Raw genomic sequence first — 13,578 nt, forward strand, 5'->3', positions numbered from 1 at the left:
TGAAAGTGTACAGCAGCAGGAGGAGCGTCGATGAGCGAGTCCATGCGTGTCATGCGCCTGCATGCCCCGGGCAGGCCACTCGAGCTGGAGCGGGTCGCCCGCCCCGCGCCCGGTCCCGGGGAGGTCGAGGTGCGCGTGCTGGCCTGCGGGGTCTGTCGGACCGACCTTCATGTCCTCGATGGCGAGCTTACCGAGCCAAGTCTGCCGCTGGTCCTAGGCCACGAGATCGTCGGCGAAGTGGCGGCGCTGGGGGAGGGCGTCCAGGGGCCGGCCCCGGGCACGCGGGTCGGCGTGCCTTGGCTGGGCTGGACCTGCGGCGAGTGCGAGCCCTGCCGGGCCGGTCGCGAGAACCTCTGCGAACGGGCCGAGTTCACCGGCTACACCCGCGACGGCGGCTATGCGGAGTACTGCGTGGCCGATGCTCGCTACTGCTTTCCCCTGGATGTCGAGGATGCCCAGGCCGCCGCCCCGCTGCTGTGTGCCGGCCTGATCGGCTATCGCACCTGGCGGCTGGCCGGTGGCGAGACGAACCGGCGGCTCGGCATCTACGGCTTCGGTGCCGCGGCGCACATCCTGGCCCAGCTCGCCGTCGCCCGGGGGCAGGCGGTCTATGCCTTCACCCGTCCCGGGGACACCCAGGCCCAGGCGTTCGCCCGTCGCCTGGGTGCCGTCTGGGCCGGTGGCAGCGACGAGGCCCCGCCCGAGCGCCTGGACGCCGCTCTGCTCTTCGCCCCGGTGGGCGATCTCATCCCCACGGCACTGGCCGCGGTGCGTCCTGGCGGGGCGGTGGTTTCCGGGGGCATTCACATGTCCGACATCCCCTCCTTTCCCTACCGCCTGCTCTGGGAGGAGCGCCGCCTGAGCTCGGTGGCCAACCTCACCCGTCGCGATGGCGAGGAGTTCCTGGCGCTCGCTCCCCAGGTGCCGATTCGCACCGAGACCCGGGCCTATCCGCTGGAGGAGGCCAACCAGGCGCTGGACGACCTGCGCGAGGGGCGTCTCTCCGGTGCCGCGGTGCTGATTCCTTGAGTCATGCCCTTGGTCGCTCCCTGAACCCGAACGAGGACAGGCCCCTCTCGAGGGGCCTGTCGTGGGTCGCAACGTCGGAGATCAGCCGGGATCGGCAACCGTGGGGTACGGGTTGTCCGGCATCAGCGTGCGCGGCAGCGCCGGGCGTCGCGTATCCTCCTTGGGTCCGTAGTGCTCGGCGAGATAGTCGAGGATGGTCTCCTCGGTCTCGGCCTGGAACTCCCAGAGCCCCTGGGTATCTTGCATCCAGCGGATGAGGTTTTCCCAGTGGTTGCGGGAGCCGCTGTTCTGGGTCACCAGGTTGGCCGAATGGCAGGCGGTGCAGTTGTTGCGCACCGTCTCCCAGCCTTCGGCCTGGACCAGGCCGGTGTCCGGGTCCGTTTCCTGTGCCCATGCCCCCAGCGGGAGGCACAGCAGGGCCACCCCAAGCGTCGGCATGGCGAGTGTGTGCAAAGGCGTCATGGCTACCTCCTAGGCCACCTGGACCGCAATGCGGTGGCAGGCATTATTCAGGTAACCCTTGGGGTTCCAGCCCGGGACGACCATGGGTTGAGCGCGGCCTTCCTCGTCGGTGGCCTTGGCCCACACCTCGTAGTAGCCGGGCTCGGGGAACTCCACGGAGGTGGTCCAGCGTTGCCAGGCCAGACGGTTGGGCGGTGCCTTCAGCTCTGCCTTCTGCCAGGTGGCGCCGAAGTCGATGGAGACGTGCACCTCCTTCACGGCCAGGTCGCCGGCCCAGGCGTGGCCGCGAACCTCCATGGCCTCACCGAGGGCATGGTCGATGCCGGACTTCGGGAAGGTGACCAGCGACTTCACCGGCATCGACTCGATGGTCTCGAAGTCCTCGTTGGGCACGTTGCTGCCCGGAGCCACCGGGTGCTTGGGCACGCTGTAGGAGGGGGCGCCCATCTTGGCGCCGTCGTGCTTCTCGTTGCGTATGACGATGCGCTTGAGCCACTTGCCGGAGACCGACCCCGGCCAACCGCCGCAGACGACGCGCAGGGGGTAGCCGTTGAGGTAGGGGATGTCCTCGTCATTCATGGCCCAGGCGATCAGCGATTCGTCCTCCAGCGCCTTCTCCATGGGCACGCCGCGCGAGATGGCCTCCTTGTTCGGGTCGCCGCTGGCGTGACGGTCGGCGCCGTAATAGCCGATGTAGAAGGCATCGTCCTTGATCCCGCAGGCCTCGAGCACATCGCGCAGGCGTACCCCGGTGAAGGTCGGGCAGGCCACCGCGCCGGTGGTCCACTGGTTGCCGCTGGCCGAGGGCACGTATTCGCTTCGCCCGTTGCCGCCGCATTCCACCTGCAACTGCAGGGTGTGGTGCTCGAACTTCTCCTTGAGGTCGGCGATGGTGAAGGTCTGCGGGTTCTCGCAGGATTCGCCGGCGATCTCCAGTTCCCAGGTATCGGCGTCGATGCTCTCCACCTCGGGGGGAATGCCGTTGTTGCGCACGAACATGTGCTTCGCCGGGGTGATGTCGTCATCCAGTAGGTGGGCCGGGGTCTCGGCATTGATGGGCCTGTCGTTGAGGACGGTCAGGCCCTCCTTGCCCTCGAGAGTGAAGGGCTCGTCGCTCTGGGCCAGGGCCGCCGGGATGAGCCCACCCGGCATGTGGTCGGCGAAGGGAATGGAGCCGCCCACGGCGGCGGCCATGGCGAGCAGGCTGGAGCGTTTCAGGAAGCCGCGGCGGCTGACGGGGTCGACCTCTCGGTCCCAGAGCTTGCGATCCGCGGCCTCGGGATCCTCGGCATAGAGCTCATGGATGCCGCGCGTCTTGGCATCGGGGGGTAGTCTTGTCATGACTGGACTCCTGATAGGCTCTGGCGTGCGTGGGGCGAGACGTCCTGCAAGCGCGCCGGGCCGGTGTTGTGATTGTCTTGTGGGAGTGCTCCATCATTCCATGTCTTACGATATTCCAGCATAGCAGCGAATCGCCCGTTGCAAGCTCGCCTTCGCTACTCGAAGAGATCCCTCTGGGCCCGCGGCGGCCGGAAGACCGAGGTATCCAGCCTCTGGCTCGCTACGGACGCCGGGTCATTGAGGCCGACGCGGCGGCAAGCCTTGTGGAAGCGCTGCTCCAGCAGCTCCGCGAAGACCCCCTCGCCCCGCATGCGCTTGCCAAAGCGCGGGTCGTAGTCCTCGCCGCCGCGGCACTGGCGGATGAGGCTCATCACCTTGCCGGCCCGTTCGGGGTGGTGGGTGGCCAGCCACGCCTCGAACAGCGGGGCGACTTCCCGGGGCAGGCGCAGCAGCATCCAGCCAGCGGTGGTGGCACCGGCGTCCGCGGCGGCCGCGACCAGTCGTTCCAACTCATGGTCGGTCAGCCCCGGAATCACCGGGGCCACCAGGGTACCCACCGGAATGCCGGCCTCGGCCAGGGTGCGGATCACTCTCAGCCGCGCGGACGGGGAGGCGGCCCGCGGTTCCAGGCTACGCTTCAGCGCGGCATCGAGGCTGGTGAGGCTGACCATCACCCGCACCAGGCGCTGTCTGGCCAGTGCGCGCAGCAGATCGAGGTCGCGCAGGATCAGCCCGCCCTTGGTCACCAGGGTCACCGGATGGCGACACTCGAGCAGCAGTTCCAGGATGCCGCGAGTGGTGGCGTAACGGGCCTCCAGGGGCTGGTAGGCATCGGTATTGCCGGCGAGGTTGATGGGCCGGCACTGGTAGCCGGGCCGGCACAGCTCGTCCCGCAGGCGCTCCACCAGCCCGGTCCGGGCGACCAGCTTCGTCTCGAAGTCGAGCCCCGGGGAGAGGTCCCAGTAGGCGTGGCTGGGGCGCGCATAGCAGTAGATGCAGCCATGCTCGCAGCCACGATAGGGATTGATCGAGCGGTCGAAGGGCAGGTCGGGGGAGCTGTTCCGGGAGAGCGCACTGTGCGTGCGTTCCTCGCGCACCTCGGTGGCCAGGCTCTCCGGTGCCTCCTCCAGCCACCAGCCGTCGTCGACCGGCTCGCTGGTGGTCGGGGCGAAGCGGTTGTGGGGATCAAAGGTGGCGCCGCGGCCCTTGCGCGCCACGCCATCGCGTTTCGGCTGATGGACCATCGGGGATGCCTTGTTGCTGTATGGATAGACAGTATAGGGGCGCGGCGATGGCCTGTCAGCCCATCGGCAGGTCGGCTGCGCCAGGTCAATCAAGCGCAGGGCGCGCGTTGACGCTTCATCGAGGGGTTGCTAGCTTACGCGCACTCTTAGGTGCTGGTGGATGCGTCTGCCAGTGAAACGGGAAGTCGGTGATCCCATTCCGACGCTGCCCCCGCAACGGTGATCGAGGAAAGAACGGCCATCACGCCACTGTGCTGCGGCACGGGAAGGCGGTCGTTCGAGACGTCGGGCCTGCTTCATGCCCGGCACTCACTCGTCAGCCCGGAGACCGGCCCGAGAGTTCATGCCGAGTTGCGGTGGGCAAGCTCGAGGCAGGGCTGGCGCCGCTTTCCCGTTCGTCCGTCTTCCTCGATCCCTTGTCGCCTCGGCACTCAACACGCCATCACACCGTGCGGGTGAGCACGGTGAGCAAGGGACACACCATGAAAACCATAAATCACCCCGTCCGTGGCCTGGCCGCCGTTGGCCTCGCCGCGCTTCCGCTGGCCGCCCACGCACAGTCGAACACCGCCGATCAGGCGTCCCCCACCGTCGAACTCAATCCGATGGTCGTGACCGCCGCCCTGGCGCCCCGTACCGCCGACCAGAGTCTCTCCTCCGTCACCGTGATCGACGAGGCCGCCCTGCGCCGCCAGGATCCCGAGAGCATCACCGATGTGCTGCGGGGCCAGCCGGGGGTAGATGTCAGCACCAGCGGTAGTTTCGGCAAGCAGAGTAGCGTCTTCATCCGGGGGACCAACAGCAACCAGAACGTGCTGCTGATCGACGGCATCCGTCTTCGCTCGGCGACCACGGGGGCGGCGTCCTGGGAGTTCCTGGATCCGCGCATGTTCGAGCGTGCCGAGATCGTGCGCGGGCCACGCGGCAGCCTCTACGGCGCCGATGCGGTGGGCGGCGTGGTCCAGTTGTTCACGCCTGAAGGGGAAGAGGGTGATCCCCAGCCGCGCCTCTCCATTGGTGGTGGCTCCTTCGAGTCCCAGCGTCATAGCGCCAGCCTCTCCGGTGCCCAGGGCGGTACCCGCTACCATTTCGCCGCCAGCCGTTTCGATACGGATGGTCAACCGGTGCGCCGTGGCGGCGATGACAAGGGGTACGACAACACGAGTGGACTGGTACGGCTTTCCCATACCTTCGAGAGTGGAGGGGAGGTCGGCTTGCTAGCGCTTAGGTCGCGTGGTAATACCGAATTCGATTCTTTCGGTTTACCAGCTGATACTGATTTTCTTCAGCAGGCTGCGGGTGTATATGGCGAAATTGTAATATCCGAGGATCTTCGCTCACGTCTGACTTTTAGTGAGGCCAAGGATGAGCGAAGAACGTCCGCTACTGATGAGTTCAATACCGAAACGCAAAGTGTGCGTTGGGAAAATACCTTGGATGTTGGGGCTCATCAATTGGTGGCGGGAGCTGAATACAGCGATGATCGTGTAAGCGGCTCCACCGATTTTGAGGAGAGTAGTCGCGATAATATGGCTGTATTTGCTCAGAGTCTGCTGGATTTCGCCCCTGTATCCGTTCAGGCTAGTCTGCGTTATGACGACAATGAGGCATATGGGGAAGAGGTTACCGGCAGTCTGGCCCTAGGATATGATTTAGACGACTCTCATACGCTGAGAGCAATTTACGGTACGGCTTTTAGAGCGCCTACCTTTAATGACCTTTATAATCCTTTTTCTCCGAATGCAGATCTAGAAGCCGAAACATCGGACAGTCTAGAGTTGGGCATCCGGGCAAAGCACGGAGAGTTGTACTGGGACCTAGTAGTTTATCAGAACAATGTTGATGACTTGATACAGCTGGATCCTGATGACAATTTCCGAGCAAAGAACGTTAGCAGTGCCAGAATCCGCGGCGCCGAGCTGTCGGCTGGCGCTGAAGTGAATGAGTGGACTTTGGGAGCGGCGCTCACCTATACCGACCCCGAGGACCGCGAAACCGGGAACCGGCTGGCGCGTCGCGCCACCCAGAGCCTGCGCCTCGATATCGATCGCGAACTGGGGGAGTGGTCGCTGGGCGCGTCCTGGATCGCCCAGAACCATCGCTACAACGACGGCGACAACCAGCAGCGACTGCCGGGCTATGGCATCGTCAACCTGCGGGCCGGCTGGCAACTTGCGCCGATGTGGTCGCTGCGCGCCACCGTGGAGAATCTGACGGACAAGGAGTATGCCACCGCCCAGGGCGCTGACCTCGACCTTTCCACCTTCGAGAGCATCCCCTTCGACTACATCAACGCCGGCCGGGCGGCCTTTGTCAGCGTCCACTTTGGCCCGTAGGGAGTCGCCAGTGGCTCATCGTCTGCCCGGCGTCGGGCTCCTGCTGGTGATGCTGGCCGGCCTTGTCGGTCCGGCCGCCGCCGATGAGGTCTGCGCCATCGACGATACCGACCGCGAGGTCTGCCTGGCGGCCTCGGCCGAGCGGATCGTCGCGCTCTCCCCCGGGGCCACGGAGCTGCTCTTCGCGGCCGGGGCAGGGGAGCGGCTGGTGGCGGTGGTGGATCACAGCGACTACCCGCCCGAGGCCAAGAAGCTGCCCTCGGTGGGCAATCATGACCGCCTGGACCTGGAACGCCTGGTCGCCCTGCAGCCGGACCTGGTGATCGGCTGGGTCACCGGCAACCCCGCCGAGCAGGTGGAGCGCCTCGAGGGGCTGAGGGTGCCGGTGTTCCGGATCGAACCACGGACATTCGAGGGGATCGCCTCGGCCCTCGAACGACTGTCGCGGCTGGCCGGCAGCGAGCCACAGGGACGCCTGGCCGCCGAGCGCTTTCGCCAGGAGCTCGCCGAGCTGGCGGCGCGCCATGCCGACGCGCCCCCGGTGACGGTGCTCTACCAGGTGTGGGACTCGCCGCTGATGACCGTCAACGACGAGCACCTGATCGGCAAGGTGGTCACGCTGTGCGGTGGCGTGAACGTCTTTGGCGGCCTGTCGCGACTGGTGCCGCGCATCGACGAGGAGGCCGTGCTGGCGGCCGACCCCGAGGTGATACTGGCCGGTGGGCGGGGGGAGGAGAACCGCAGCTGGTTGGACGCCTGGAAGCGCTTTCCCGAGCTGACGGCGGTGGCCCGCGACAACCTCTTCTTCGTGCCTCCGTCGCTGCTTCAGCGGCCCACGCTACGCCTGCTGGAGGGCAGCCGGCTCCTCTGCGAGAGGCTGGAGGTGGCCCGTGGGCGGCGCTAGCTCACGCGCCGCGGCCCACGGGCACCTGACCTCGGGTCATCTGGCGTTGACCCTGGGCGTGCTGGCCGCGGTCTCCCTGGCCGCCCTGGTGCTCGCCGTTGCCCTGGGCAGTGCCGACGTCTCCCTGACGGACAGCCTTGCCGTGCTGGTGGGCGGTGGCGACGCCCTGTCACGGACCCTGATCCTGGAGCTGCGCCTGCCGCGTGCCCTGGCCGGCTTCGCCACCGGCGGCCTGCTGGCGGTGGCCGGTGCGCTGATGCAGGTGCTGCTGCGCAACCCGCTGGCGGACCCCTATGTGCTGGGGCTTTCCGGCGGCGCGGCGGTGGGTGCCCTGCTGGCGATGCTGGCGGGGCTGGGCAGCGCCCTGGTCTCGGGGTCGGCCTTTGCCGGCGCCCTGACGGCGACCCTGCTGGTGTTCGGCCTGGCGCACGGGACCGGCAGCTGGACCCCCTCGCGGCTGCTGCTCACCGGGGTGGTCGTCGCGTCGGGCTGGGGGGCGGTGATCACCCTGATCCTGTCGCTGAGCCCGTCCCGACAGCTGCCGGGCATGCTCTACTGGCTGATGGGCGACCTGGCCCATGCGCGGGGTCCCGGGGTCGCGCTGGGCCTGCTGGGCCTGGTCTGTCTGCTGGTGGTGCCGCTCGGGCGAAGCCTCAACGTGCTGGCTCGGGGCGGGCTGCAGGCGGCGGCCCTGGGCGTGGCGGTCCGGCGCCTGGAGTGGCTGGTCTACCTGCTGGCGAGCCTGGTCACCGCCGTGGCCGTGACGACGGCGGGGAGCGTCGGCTTCGTGGGCCTGGTGGTACCGCACATGCTGCGCCTGGTGCTGGGCAACGACCAGCGGCTGATCCTTCCCGCCTGTGCCCTGGCCGGCGGTACCCTGCTGGTGCTGGCCGATACCCTGGCGCGGACGGTGATCGCCCCCGAGCAGCTGCCGGTGGGCGTGATCACCGCCCTGCTCGGCGTGCCGACCTTTCTCTACCTGCTGCATCGGAGCCGCTGATGAGTCGCCTGGAGACCCGTGGGCTGGTCATCGATGTGCCGGGCCGCAAGGGCGGGGACCCCCTGGACCTCGCGGTGCTGCCGGGCCATGTCTGGGGCGTGCTGGGACCCAACGGCGCGGGCAAGACCACCCTGCTGCATACCCTGGCCGGACTGCGCTCGCCGCGCCTCGGCCGGGTGGAGGTGGATGGCGTGCCCTTGACGCGCCTGCGCCGCCGCCGACTGGCCCAGAGCCTGGGGCTGGTCTTCCAGGAGCATCACGACGGCTTCCCCGCCACGGTGGAGGAGACCGCCCTGATCGGCCGCCATCCCTGGCTTTCCCCGTGGCAGATGGAAACCGCCGAGGACCTGGCGCTGGCCCAGCGTGCCCTGGCGCGACTGGACCTGGCCGCGCTGGGCGGACGCCAGGTGGCCACGCTCTCGGGCGGCGAACGCCAGCGGCTGGCGATTGCCACCCTGCTGGCCCAGGCTCCGGGTGTCTGGCTCGCGGACGAGCCCACCAATCATCTGGACCTGCACCACCAGGTGGCGGTGATGCGGCTGCTGGCCGAGCAGGCAGCCAGCGGCCGCGCCGTGATGATGTGTCTGCATGACCTCAACCTGGCTGCTCGCTGGTGCGATCACCTGCTGCTGCTCTATCCGGATGGTGAGGCCTGCTGGGGCCCGGCCGAGAGCATGCTGGTGCCCGAGGCCCTCGAACGCCTCTATGGCCAGCGCCTGGCCAGTGCCGAGGTGGAGGGCTCGAGGGTGTTCGTCGCCGTTCCCTGAGCCTTGCACTTTGGTCGTGCCTCCCGCCCGCGATGGCATCCTGGCCGTCCGTTCTCCAGGCGCCCAGACACGGGATGCTGCGCTCTGCGCCATGGATGACGTTGACGTAAACGTCGCCGAATATCCCGGCAATGTGTCGACAACATTCGAGAACCCGATCTGCTCCATGCCGCTATCTTGGCTGGTGGGCGGTGGTTTAAGTGATGATTGTCGACATCGCGTGTTGCTACCGCTGCCCCACCGTTCGATAGAAGGTCGAATGTCCTCCCTTGCTGCACCCGCGTAAAACGACCATGGCCAACAACAACAACCCTCGACGAGGACCGCTCATGCCCAACCAGAACCGATGAGGAACCGACGTGCTGCTCAAACGCGAATACGGTGAAGAACATCCCTACTGGCCCCTCGGCCCCTTCAAGCTGCGACTGCCGTTCATCCATTTCCGCTGGGAGATTCCCGAGACCGTCCAGGCGCTGGTGATGTTCGTCATCGCCATGGGCATGATCCCGCTGCTCGAGCAGTACCTGGGGGTGCCCTACGAGGTGGCGCTGGCCTTCGTGGTGGTCTGCGGCATCGGCTTCATCCTGCCACCGCTGCTCGGCGTGCCCTTCATCGCCGGCTGGATCACCCCCGCGATCCCGGTGGTACTGCTGTTCCTGAGCGACTTCACGCCCGGCCCCGAGGCGATCCGCGCCATGGTGGCCCTGCAGCTGATGGTGACGGCCATCTTCCTGTTCATGGCGGTGACCCGGCTGGGCTCGAAGCTGGTCAACAACATTCCCGACTCGATCAAGGCCGGCATCCTCCTGGGGGCGGGCATCGCCGCGATCAGCGGCGAGATCAGCGCCGGTGGACGCCTCTACAACACGCCGATCTCGCTGGGCATCGGTGGCCTGGTGACCCTCTACGTGCTCTTCTCGCTGTCGTTTCGCGACCTCGCCGAGAAGCATCGCTGGGCGCGCAACATCGCCGCCTACGGCATGGTGCCGGGGATGCTGGTGACCATGGCCATCGGCTGGGGCGTGGGCGAGTACCCGCTGCCCGAGATCGAGTGGGGCATGGCCCTTCCCGACTTCGCCGGTATCTGGGGCTACCTGCCGTTCGCGGTCGGGCTGCCGGGCATGGAGCTGCTGCTGGCTGCGATCCCCACGGCGGTCATCGCCTATATCATCGCCTTCGGTGACATCATCGTCGGCCAGAGCCTGATCAAGCGGGTCGACCACCTGCGGCCCGACGAGAAGATCGAGGTCAACGTTGATCGCGTGCACCTGATCACCGGCCTGCGCAACCTGATGCACGCCTTCCTCGCCCCCTACCCGGGGCTGGCCGGTCCGCTCTTCACCGGTGCCATGGCGACCATCGCCGAGCGCTACCGCTATGGGCGCAAGGCCATGGACACCATCTACTCCGGTGCCTCGGTGTTCTGGATCGTCGGCTTCCTGGCGCTGTTCATGCTGCCGCTGATCACCCTGTTCCGGCCGGTCCTGCCCATCGCCCTGTCGATCACCCTGCTGATCACCGGCTACCTCTGCATCGCCGTGGCGGTGGAGCAGATCCGCAATGCGACGGCCATGGGCGTGGCCGGCATCATGGGGGTGGTGCTGGCGACCCACGGTGCCGCCTGGGGGCTGGGTGTCGGCCTGGTGCTCTATTTCATGGTCGAGCACCGGTCGCGCCGGGCGCGCGTCGCCGAACCCGAGGAGCCGATCGCCGTGGAGGACGACATGGCGGTGGAAACGGACGATGGCCTCGAGCCGGAGCCCGTCACGCGCTGATCGTGCACACGAGTCTTGCCACGCTGCGGGCCGCCTTTCGAGGCGGCCCGCCTCGTTGTGGGGAAGGGGTCAGGCGTCGGGCAGGTGGCCGACGAAGCGCGCCGGGTCGTCGCTGATCACCGCCTCGACGCCCCATTGCCAGCGCGGGGCGAAGGCGGCGGGGTCGTTGGCCGTGTAGCAGAGCAGCCGGTAGCCGGCCTCGACGACCTCGCGAACGCGCGACTGCTTGAGGCGCCTCCAGTCGGCATGCACGCTGAAGGCCTGCACCGGCTCGCAATGCCGCCGCCAGTCCCGGCCGATCGCCTCGTAGAGCACGCCCAGTGCCAGCGTCTCGGGCCCGGCCAGGGCGCGCGCGCGGGCCAGGGCCGTGTCGTTGAAGGAGGAGACCACGCATCGCGCTGGCGGAAGCGCCTCCCTCACCGGGGGCAGGGCGGCCTCCACCAGGGCACGGGGGTCCCGGCCGCGATTCACCTTGAGCTCCAGGTTCACGCCCATCTCCAACTCGTCGAGCAGGGCCAGCATCTCCCCGAGGGTGGCCATGCGCTCGCCCAGGAAGGCGTCGCCGAACCAGCTGCCCGCGTCGAGCCGACGGGCCGCGGCCAGGTCGAGGTCGGACAGTCGGCCGCGCCCATCGGAGCAGCGCCGGATGTTGGCGTCGTGCCAGATCACCGGTGTCCCGTCGCCGAGCAGCTGCACGTCCAGCTCCACCCAGGTGAAGCCCGCGGCGTGGGCGGCGCGCACGGCGGAGAGGGTGTTCTCCGGGGCATGGGCGGAAAGACCGCGGTGGGCAATCAGGCGGGGCAGGGGGATATCGGGGTGAGGCATGAACAGTCGTCCTGGTCTGCGAGGCGCCGTCCATTGGCGGCGTGGAAGCGTCCTGTAGCGTATCGCCATCCGCCATGGCGTGGATATGGTAGGCTGCGCGATTTCGACCCTGGTGATGGTGCCGGACCCCGACGATGCGAGGACAGTGAGATGAGAGTCGTGCATATCAAGAATCCCCAGCAGCGCGAGGCCTGCCTGGCCCGGCTGTGCGCCGAGGCCTATGGCCAGGAGGCGGGCCTCAGGCCGCTGGCGACCTTCGCCGGTACCCTCGGGGTGCTGGTCAAGCAGGAGGCGGCCAGGGTGCTGGCCCTGGTGGATGATCATTCACGCCCGGTGGCGTTGGCCCTGCTCGTGCTCGACGAACTCGGCAGCAGCATGACCGTGATGCTGCTGGCCGAGCTTGACCAGGACCCGCAACAGGCGGGCGTGGCGCGGCCGGCCGAGCGCCTGGTCGCCGAGCTGGCGCTCAAGGCGCCCCTTCGGGTCGATGCCCGGGATGCCGAGCAGGAGGCTCGGTTTCGCGAGGCAGGGATCACGCGCTGGCTGGACGGCAAGGCCGGGGTGCGGATCGGGCTGGGCCCCAAGCATCCCGCCACTTCCCTTGAGGACCTGCCCAGGGCGCTGACCTTCGACGAGGCGGCGGTGATCCAGTCCTTCAAGCGCGACCGCCAGCAGTTCGATGACTACAAGGCGCGCTTCATCCGCGGCCTGGAAACCTTTCCCGCCACGCTCTGATAACGGCCCGACTTGACCCGCGGGGGCCACGGCGCTTGACTGGTGGGCCTATCCCGCAGGCAGCACAAGGAAAGCACTCTCATGGCCAAGCGCGTCCAGTTCGCTCGTACCGGCGGGCCCGAGGTCCTCGAACTCGTCGACGTTACCCCGGCCGAGCCGGCGCCCGGCGAGGTCCGCGTGAGGAACCAGGCCGTCGGCCTCAACTTCATCGACATCTACTTTCGCACCGGCCTCTATCCGGCCCCGTCGCTGCCCTCCGGCCTGGGCACCGAGGGGGCCGGCGTGGTCGATGCGGTGGGCGAGGGCGTCACCCACCTCAAGGCGGGGGACCGGGTCGCCTATGCCCAGGGCCCGCTGGGCGCCTATGCCGAGCAGCATGTGCTGCCGGCGGAGAAGGTGGTGGCGCTGCCCGCCGCCATCGACGTCGAGACCGCCGCCGCCAGCATGCTCAAGGGCCTGACCGTGCAGTACCTGCTGCGCCAGACCCGCGAGCTCAAGGGCGGCGAGACGATCCTCTGGCACGCTGCTGCCGGCGGCGTGGGCTCCATCGCCTGCCAGTGGGCGAAGGCGCTGGGCGTGAAGCTGATCGGTACCGTCAGTTCGCCCGAGAAGGCGGCGCTGGCCGAGCGCAACGGCGCCTGGGCCACCATCGACTACACGCAGGAGGATGTCGTCGAGCGGGTGCGTGAGTTGACCAATGGTGCGATGTGCGACGTGGTCTACGACTCTGTGGGCAAGGACACCTGGGAGACCTCGCTGGACTGCCTGAAGCCGCGCTCGCTGATGGTCAGCTTCGGCAACGCCTCCGGTGCCGTGGAGGGGGTCAACATCGGCATCCTCAACCAGAAGGGGTCGCTGTTCGTCACCCGTCCGAGCCTCAACGGTTATGCCGACACCCGCGCGCGGCTGGAGTGGATGGCCGGCGAACTCTTCGAGATGCTGGAGAGCGGGAAGGTGAAGGTCGACATCGCCCAGCGCTACCCGCTGGCCGAGGCGGGCAAGGCCCAGGAGGCCCTCCAGGGGCGCAAGACCACCGGGTCCACCATCCTGTTGCCGTGAGTCGGATACACGGCTCCCATGCCTGGCGGCCGGGAAACCGCGCAGGGGCATGGGGAGTCGGCCATCATCCGGTGAGTCAGCATCTACCGTCATGGCATTTC

Annotated in this window: 12 protein-coding genes and 1 riboswitch; of the genes, 8 read left to right on the plus strand and 4 right to left on the minus strand. The window is 67.8% G+C overall.

Features of this window, described 5'->3' with window-relative positions; all coding sequences use genetic code 11:
- Positions 1–30: 30 nt before the first annotated feature.
- The gene (locus QLQ83_RS00970; protein ID WP_282733713.1) at positions 31–1,029 is read left to right on the plus strand and encodes a zinc-dependent alcohol dehydrogenase family protein; all 999 of its coding nucleotides are present in this window, start codon (positions 31–33) and stop codon (positions 1,027–1,029) included.
- A gap of 81 nt (positions 1,030–1,110) precedes the next feature.
- Here QLQ83_RS00970 and QLQ83_RS00975 read toward each other — a convergent pair whose 3' ends face one another.
- The 3 genes from QLQ83_RS00975 to QLQ83_RS00985 all read right to left on the minus strand — a co-directional run bounded on the left by QLQ83_RS00975 (position 1,111) and on the right by QLQ83_RS00985 (position 4,076).
- The gene (locus QLQ83_RS00975) at positions 1,111–1,491 is read right to left on the minus strand and encodes a hypothetical protein (protein ID WP_282733714.1); all 381 of its coding nucleotides are present in this window, start codon (positions 1,489–1,491) and stop codon (positions 1,111–1,113) included.
- A 9-nt stretch (positions 1,492–1,500) separates the two neighbouring features.
- Positions 1,501–2,832 carry a sulfite oxidase gene (locus tag QLQ83_RS00980; protein ID WP_282733715.1) on the minus strand — a complete coding sequence of 444 codons (1,332 nt, stop codon included), beginning with the start codon at positions 2,830–2,832 and terminating at the stop codon, positions 1,501–1,503.
- Between the two features lie 155 nt (positions 2,833–2,987).
- Positions 2,988–4,076, minus strand: a complete 1,089-nt coding sequence (locus QLQ83_RS00985) for a PA0069 family radical SAM protein (protein ID WP_282733716.1) — start codon at positions 4,074–4,076, stop codon at positions 2,988–2,990.
- Between the two features lie 131 nt (positions 4,077–4,207).
- Positions 4,208–4,427, plus strand: a riboswitch (cobalamin riboswitch).
- A 131-nt stretch (positions 4,428–4,558) separates the two neighbouring features.
- Here QLQ83_RS00985 and QLQ83_RS00990 point away from each other — a divergent pair.
- From QLQ83_RS00990 to QLQ83_RS01010, 5 genes are all read left to right on the plus strand, one after another.
- A complete protein-coding gene (locus QLQ83_RS00990) occupies positions 4,559–6,412 on the plus strand; it encodes a TonB-dependent receptor domain-containing protein (protein WP_282733813.1) in 1,854 nt (617 codons plus the stop codon).
- Positions 6,413–6,461: 49 nt separating this feature from the next.
- On the plus strand, positions 6,462–7,316 hold the full coding sequence (locus tag QLQ83_RS00995; RefSeq protein WP_282733814.1) for a cobalamin-binding protein: 855 nt from the start codon (positions 6,462–6,464) through the stop codon (positions 7,314–7,316).
- Between the two features lie 46 nt (positions 7,317–7,362).
- Positions 7,363–8,316 carry a FecCD family ABC transporter permease gene (locus QLQ83_RS01000; RefSeq protein WP_411971107.1) on the plus strand — a complete coding sequence of 318 codons (954 nt, stop codon included), beginning with the start codon at positions 7,363–7,365 and terminating at the stop codon, positions 8,314–8,316.
- Positions 8,316–9,083: an ABC transporter ATP-binding protein gene (locus tag QLQ83_RS01005; protein WP_282733717.1), complete on the plus strand. Its 768-nt coding sequence runs from the start codon at positions 8,316–8,318 to the stop codon at positions 9,081–9,083. Before QLQ83_RS01000 ends, QLQ83_RS01005 begins: the two co-directional genes overlap by 1 nt.
- A gap of 359 nt (positions 9,084–9,442) precedes the next feature.
- On the plus strand, positions 9,443–10,858 hold the full coding sequence (locus QLQ83_RS01010; protein WP_282733718.1) for a xanthine/uracil/vitamin C permease: 1,416 nt from the start codon (positions 9,443–9,445) through the stop codon (positions 10,856–10,858).
- Between the two features lie 69 nt (positions 10,859–10,927).
- On the opposite strand, the gene QLQ83_RS01015 is transcribed toward QLQ83_RS01010, so the two are convergent.
- Entirely contained in the window at positions 10,928–11,683 is a 756-nt protein-coding gene (locus QLQ83_RS01015) for a glycerophosphodiester phosphodiesterase family protein (RefSeq protein ID WP_282733719.1), read from the minus strand.
- 150 nt (positions 11,684–11,833) lie between these two features.
- Between QLQ83_RS01015 and QLQ83_RS01020 the strand changes: the two genes are divergently transcribed.
- Positions 11,834–12,418 (plus strand): hypothetical protein, encoded by a 585-nt coding sequence (locus QLQ83_RS01020; protein WP_282733720.1) that lies wholly within the window; start codon positions 11,834–11,836, stop codon positions 12,416–12,418.
- 81 nt (positions 12,419–12,499) lie between these two features.
- A complete protein-coding gene (locus QLQ83_RS01025; RefSeq protein ID WP_282733721.1) occupies positions 12,500–13,477 on the plus strand; it encodes an NADPH:quinone reductase in 978 nt (325 codons plus the stop codon).
- Positions 13,478–13,578 lie beyond the last annotated feature (101 nt).

It is taken from the genome of Halomonas rhizosphaerae (genome assembly GCF_030010555.1).
Classification (GTDB): Bacteria; Pseudomonadota; Gammaproteobacteria; order Pseudomonadales; family Halomonadaceae; genus Halomonas; species Halomonas rhizosphaerae.

Excerpts from the sequence above, each read along its gene's own strand:
- QLQ83_RS00975 (WP_282733714.1), bottom strand. The coding sequence starts at position 1,491 with ATGACGCCTTTGCACACACTCGCCATGCCGACGCTTGGGGTGGCCCTG.
- QLQ83_RS00995 (WP_282733814.1), top strand. The coding sequence starts at position 6,462 with ATGCTGGCCGGCCTTGTCGGTCCGGCCGCCGCCGATGAGGTCTGCGCC.
- QLQ83_RS00970 (WP_282733713.1), top strand. The coding sequence starts at position 31 with ATGAGCGAGTCCATGCGTGTCATGCGCCTGCATGCCCCGGGCAGGCCA.
- QLQ83_RS00980 (WP_282733715.1), bottom strand. The coding sequence starts at position 2,832 with ATGACAAGACTACCCCCCGATGCCAAGACGCGCGGCATCCATGAGCTC.
- QLQ83_RS01020 (WP_282733720.1), top strand. The coding sequence starts at position 11,834 with ATGAGAGTCGTGCATATCAAGAATCCCCAGCAGCGCGAGGCCTGCCTG.
- QLQ83_RS01025 (WP_282733721.1), top strand. The coding sequence starts at position 12,500 with ATGGCCAAGCGCGTCCAGTTCGCTCGTACCGGCGGGCCCGAGGTCCTC.
- QLQ83_RS00990 (WP_282733813.1), top strand. The coding sequence starts at position 4,559 with ATGAAAACCATAAATCACCCCGTCCGTGGCCTGGCCGCCGTTGGCCTC.
- QLQ83_RS01015 (WP_282733719.1), bottom strand. The coding sequence starts at position 11,683 with ATGCCTCACCCCGATATCCCCCTGCCCCGCCTGATTGCCCACCGCGGT.
- QLQ83_RS00985 (WP_282733716.1), bottom strand. The coding sequence starts at position 4,076 with ATGGTCCATCAGCCGAAACGCGATGGCGTGGCGCGCAAGGGCCGCGGC.
- QLQ83_RS01005 (WP_282733717.1), top strand. The coding sequence starts at position 8,316 with ATGAGTCGCCTGGAGACCCGTGGGCTGGTCATCGATGTGCCGGGCCGC.